5 protein-coding genes are annotated in these 5,432 nt (G+C 43.0%); 3 read left to right on the forward strand and 2 right to left on the reverse strand.

All coding sequences use genetic code 11. The features are described from left to right. Positions 1 to 72: 72 nt before the first annotated feature. Positions 73 to 1,071 (reverse strand): Arm DNA-binding domain-containing protein, encoded by a 999-nt coding sequence (locus tag LGT40_RS00980; RefSeq protein WP_226069719.1) that lies wholly within the window; start codon positions 1,069 to 1,071, stop codon positions 73 to 75. Continuing rightward, the gene (locus tag LGT40_RS00985; protein ID WP_226069720.1) at positions 1,064 to 1,300 is read right to left on the reverse strand and encodes a hypothetical protein; all 237 of its coding nucleotides are present in this window, start codon (positions 1,298 to 1,300) and stop codon (positions 1,064 to 1,066) included. Before LGT40_RS00985 ends, LGT40_RS00980 begins: the two co-directional genes overlap by 8 nt. 139 nt (positions 1,301 to 1,439) lie before the next feature. On the opposite strand from LGT40_RS00985, the gene LGT40_RS00990 reads away from it, so the two are divergent. The 3 genes from LGT40_RS00990 to LGT40_RS01000 form a co-directional block, all read left to right on the forward strand. Continuing rightward, positions 1,440 to 1,682: a helix-turn-helix domain-containing protein gene (locus LGT40_RS00990; RefSeq protein ID WP_226069721.1), complete on the forward strand. Its 243-nt coding sequence runs from the start codon at positions 1,440 to 1,442 to the stop codon at positions 1,680 to 1,682. Between the two features lie 81 nt (positions 1,683 to 1,763). Further along, a complete protein-coding gene (locus LGT40_RS00995; protein WP_226069722.1) occupies positions 1,764 to 4,538 on the forward strand; it encodes a type I restriction endonuclease subunit R in 2,775 nt (924 codons plus the stop codon). Then, the coding region (locus LGT40_RS01000; RefSeq protein ID WP_226343130.1) for a restriction endonuclease subunit S at positions 4,535 to 5,432 on the forward strand (898 nt) is incomplete at its 3' end. The genes LGT40_RS00995 and LGT40_RS01000, both read left to right, overlap by 4 nt.

The following is a 5,432-nucleotide window of genomic DNA, read 5'->3' on the forward strand; positions in this document are numbered from 1 at the left end:
GCATTTTCAGCCGCCTTATCCTGATGAAAAAGGCAGCTATCTTGCCTCAGGTGGATCAGTTTTGAACCGTTGCTAATGGATCATCTTTACACCGTTGGTAACAGTAAGGCCCAAATGTCGAAGGAGCGGCTGCCAAATCCTGTTACAGACATTATTCGAGTTGAGCGGAGAGCCTTCACGCGTACAAAAAACAAAATCGGATTGTTCGGTCACTTTATGCTGTTCTTTTAGTGCGTCGTAGACCATCTGGGACATATCAATCGTTCTGAATGAGCCATCATTTTTAGTATAAGTCAGCCCTCCTCGAACTAATGCCTGTCGCACTAGGATTTGCCTACGCTCAAAATCAATAAACTTCCACTGCAGTCCATGTATTTCACTGGTACGCATGCCGGTAAAAAAACGGACAATGTAATAGTTTCGAAAATCAGACCGAACGGTGTTAATGATTTTCTGCACTTCTTCGATAGCAAAAGGTAAAACATCCGTTTTAGGAACTCTTAATGATTTTATTCCGTGGTAAGGCGAACTAAAGTCATAGCGGTTAGCCGCTTCATTTAATATCATTCGCAGTGGCAAAATAATATGGTTTATACGACTGGCTGATAGCGGCTTACCACTTTGCTTTTTTGTGACTTTAGTGAGGTCTGATCGAAAAGCGAGGATCTCAGCTTTGGTAATGCGTCCAACCTCTTTATCACCAAAACGGGGATAAATGTATTTTCTCAGATTAAGTTCAACGCCTTCTTTATGTGATAAGCGCCATTGTGCTTGCATTTCGTTTACCCAAACCTCGGCAAAACCTTTAAATAGTGGGGTGTCAGTGAACGCCTTTTTACCAAGCTGTTTTAGTTCATGTAATTCTTTTGCTCTTGGACTATCGGGGAAGTAGTCCCAATACTGAAATGAACCAAGCGTAATTTCTGCCTCAATTTTGTTTAAGACAATTTTCATTCGCTTACGGTTGGCGGGTGTGTCATCGAGTTTGGTTTGTTCCCGGCAGCGTTTTCCTTGATATTGAAAGTCGAAAAAAAGTTTCCCAGTATCTTTTCTAGCTCGAACATTACCCATTGCAGTAGCCCCCAGAGGCCATAGGCAATAACGCACCATTTTCTTTTGACACTTTCCCGATATCTCGCTCGACGGCTTCCCATAAATAAAGTGTTTTACGGCCACCAAAAGGGCGGATGTAATGGATGCCTTCTAGTAAGACGGAGTCTTTCAGTTGATCCCGAATTGTTCGAGGTGTGTATTTAATTCTTTGCGCAAGTTCTTCAGTTGTTAAGTAGGTTTCTGACACCGCTAAATCTCCTTATGGTTATCAAATGATGCTCAAAAGCATCACTAGATACAAATATACATCATATAAAGATCGGTGCAAGCATCAAATGAAACATTTAGTTATCATCGGATGATTAAATGCTTCGGATAAGTGTCAAATGCTACGTTTTAAGATTAAAGAGCAGATCGCTAACAAAGAGTTTAATGAAGGGCGGCGGATCACAATTGGTGAGGTAGCCGAAGCGGCCGGCATTCACCGTATGACTTTATCGAAATTGATTAATCAGAAAGGCTATAACACTGGTACTGAAAATCTCGACAGATTATGTGCCTTCTTTGAATGTGATATCGGCGAGCTTGTTGAATACATCCCTAATTCAACTGAAAGAAATTCAACTTAATTGAGCAAAAATCTGCATTAATTCACACAATCAGTTTTAAGCTTTATAGTGACCTAGAATAGGAATTAGGCGGCGTTAAATATGGCAGGGACACTCAACCAAACTCCTGAACAAAAAGCCCGGGATATTATCGATAAAAAGCTTCGAGAAGCTGGCTGGCATGTTCAAGCTTTTAAGAAAATAAACTTTAGTGTAGGACGTGGTATTGCTGTTCGTGAATATCAAACAGATGTTGGTCCAGCTGATTATGTTCTTTTTATTGACAAGACTGCAGTCGGCATCATTGAAGCCAAACCAGATAAGTGGGGCCATAAAATCACCACCGTCGAACAACAGTCCGAAGGATATGCAGCCGCTAGTCTCAAATGGGTAAGTAACCAAATTCCGTTGCGGTTTATTTACGAAACCACCGGTGTTATTACCCGCTTTACGGATGGTCACGACCCTAAGCCTCGCTCCCGAGAAGTTTTTAGCTTCCATCGGCCAGAGACATTAGCCGAATGGCTGGGCCAAACTGATACCCTGCGTGAGCGGCTACAAAACCTTCCTGAGCTAATTACTGATAACCTGCGTGAATGTCAGATAACCGCCATTACTAACCTTGAAAAATCTTTCAAAGAAGATCGGCCAAGGGCGCTAGTGCAGATGGCGACTGGCTCTGGCAAAACCTTCACGGCCATAACATCCACCTATAGATTACTGAAACACGCCGGCGCGAAACGCATTTTATTTTTGGTAGATACCAAAAACCTCGGTGAACAGGCAGAGCAAGAATTCATGTCGTTTTTGCCAAACGATGACAATCGAAAATTCACCGAGCTATACAGCGTCCAGCGCCTCAAATCATCATTCGTTGCAACAGATACTCAAGTCAGTATCAGCACCATTCAGCGCATGTACTCATTACTGAAGGGTGAAGAATTAGATGAATCTGCTGAAGAGGTGAATCCGGCTGAGATTGTCACGCGCCGTAAAGAGCCATTAACAGTCATTTATAATGAAAAAATACCACCTGAGTTTTTTGACTTTATCGTTATCGATGAATGTCATCGCTCAATCTACAACTTATGGCGTCAGGTAATTGAATACTTTGATGCCTACCTGATTGGTCTCACTGCTACACCAGATAACCGCACCTATGGTTTCTTCAAAAAGAATGTTGTCAGTGAATACGACCATGAAAAGGCCGTTGCAGATGGCGTCAATGTCGGCAATGAAATTTACATAATAGAAACCCAAAAAACTAAACATGGTGGCACCCTAATTGCCGAGCAACAGGTAGAAAAGCGAGAGCGACTCACACGCAAAAAACGCTGGGAGATACTAGACGAAGACGAAGCTTATACCTCCAAGCAGCTCGACCGGGATATTGTTAACCCAGACCAGATACGTAAAGTTATCCAAACCTTCAAAGAAAAGCTGCCGGATATCTTCCCGGGTCGGAGTGAAGTCCCCAAAACGCTTATTTTCGCCAAAACAGATAGCCATGCGGATGACATCATTAATACGGTCAGAGAAGAGTTTGGCGAAGGTAATCAGTTCTGCAAAAAGGTTACCTATAAAATTGAAGGAGACCCCAAGTCCGTACTCGCCCAGTTTCGTAATGACTACTACCCACGTATTGTAGTCACGGTTGATATGATTGCCACCGGCACCGACGTAAAACCGCTCGAATGCCTGCTATTCATGCGTGATGTTAAAAGCCGTAATTACTTCGAGCAAATGAAAGGGCGTGGCACCCGCACCCTCGATGCGGACAGCCTCAAAAAGGTTACACCTTCGGCTACAACTGCCAAAACGCATTACGTCATTGTGGATGCTATCGGTGTCACTAAATCATTAAAGACTGCTAGTCAGCCTTTAATTACCAAGCCCGGTATCTCACTTAAGAATTTAGCTATGGGCGTGATGATGGGCTCAGCACGTGATGATGATAGCGTCTCATCTCTGGCTGGCAGATTAGCAAGATTAGACAAGCAGCTAGACGACAAAGACCGGGCCCGTATCAGTGAAAAAGCGGGCGGTAAGCCGCTACTGCTGATTGTTGGTGAATTATTTAATGCCATAAACCCAGATAATGTCGAGCAAAAAGCCCTTGAAATTGCCCAGCAGCCTGCAGGCACAGATCCAGGCGATACGACTCGTGACCAAGCGCGTGACCAACTGATAGGTGAGGCAGCCAATGTATTTACGGGCGAGTTAGTGGAGTTAATCGACACTATCCGTCGTGATAAAGAACAAACCATCGTTCATGATGATTTAGATGAACTGATTCGGGCCGAATGGGATGGCGACATTACGGAGAATGCCAAAGTCATTACCACAGAGTTTGCTGAATATCTCACCGAGCATCGCGATGATATTGAGGCGCTGACCATTTATTTTGATACCCCCGTACGACGCTCTCAAGTGACATTTCAAATGATTAAGGATTTGCTTGAACACCTTCAACAAGATAGGCCTAAACTTGCCCCTTTAAGTGTTTGGCGGGCCTATGCTCATCTTGATAATTATAAAGGTGACAGCCCCATCAGCGACCTGACAGCTTTACTAGCTTTGGTGAGGCGCGTAACAGGCTTAGACAGCACTTTATCAACCTATGCCAGCACTGTGCGGCGTAACTTTCAAAGCTGGATAATGCAGCATCACAGCGGGGCAGGTGAAAAATTTAATGAGGAACAAATGGCTTGGCTACATATGATTCGTGACCATGTAATCAGCTCATTTCATATTGAGCGTGATGATTTGGAGATGGCACCATTTGATAGTAAGGGTGGACTTGGCAGAATGTATCAATTGTTTGGCGATAAGATGGATGGCGTGATTGACGAGCTTAATCAGGAGTTAGTGGCTTGAAGTTGAATGAACGTGATAATTTCATGCCAAAGTTTTGGACAATGGCAAGTCTAGGAGAGATGGCAACATATCTTAATGGTCGTGCATTTAAACCAAATGAATGGGAAAAGACTGGAAAGCCGATTGTCAGGATTCAGAACCTTAATAATGCTAATGCGGCTTATAACTATTCTTCAAGTATTCACGAGGAACGATACCTCATAACAAATGATGAATTGCTGTATGCATGGTCTGCATCATTGGGTGCATATATCTGGAAGGGTGGAGAAGCTTGGTTAAATCAACATATTTTCCGTGTGATTCCAAAACCCAATGTCGATAAGCTATTTCTATATTACCTTTTGACTAAAATCACAAGTGAGTTATATGCGAAATCTCATGGTTCGGGTATGGTTCACATCACAAAGGGTAAGTTCGAAGAAACGCAGGTTCCTTTGCCACCCTTAAATGAACAACGTCGTATAGTCGCAAAAGTTGAAGAGCTGTTCTCTGAATTAGATAATGGAATTGAATCTCTAAAAAAAGCCCGCGAAAAATTAAAAGTTTACCGTCAAGCAATTCTCAAGCATGCCTTTGAAGGTAAGCTCACCGCCAAGTGGCGTGAGGAAAATAAAGACAAGCTCGTATCCCCCGAACAACTTCTCGCCCGAATCCAGCAAGAACGTGAAGCAAACTATCAACAACAATTAAAAAACTGGAAAGCTGCTGTGGAGGTTTGGGAGCAATCCGGCAAAGAAGGCAAAAAACCGATAAAGCCTAAATCAATAACCTTTCCTAAAGTTAATGTCACCCCTGATATGCCTATACCTAAATCTTGGGCAGTTCTGGAGCTAGAATATTTAGCATTAGAAAGTGTTTTAGGAAAGATGCTGGATAAGCAAAAAAACACCGGTA

Source organism: Methylophaga pinxianii (assembly GCF_020447225.1).
Lineage (GTDB): Bacteria > Pseudomonadota > Gammaproteobacteria > Nitrosococcales > Methylophagaceae > Methylophaga > Methylophaga pinxianii.

Excerpts from the sequence above, each read along its gene's own strand:
- LGT40_RS00990 (WP_226069721.1), top strand. The coding sequence starts at position 1,440 with ATGCTACGTTTTAAGATTAAAGAGCAGATCGCTAACAAAGAGTTTAAT.
- LGT40_RS00980 (WP_226069719.1), bottom strand. The coding sequence starts at position 1,071 with ATGGGTAATGTTCGAGCTAGAAAAGATACTGGGAAACTTTTTTTCGAC.
- LGT40_RS00995 (WP_226069722.1), top strand. The coding sequence starts at position 1,764 with ATGGCAGGGACACTCAACCAAACTCCTGAACAAAAAGCCCGGGATATT.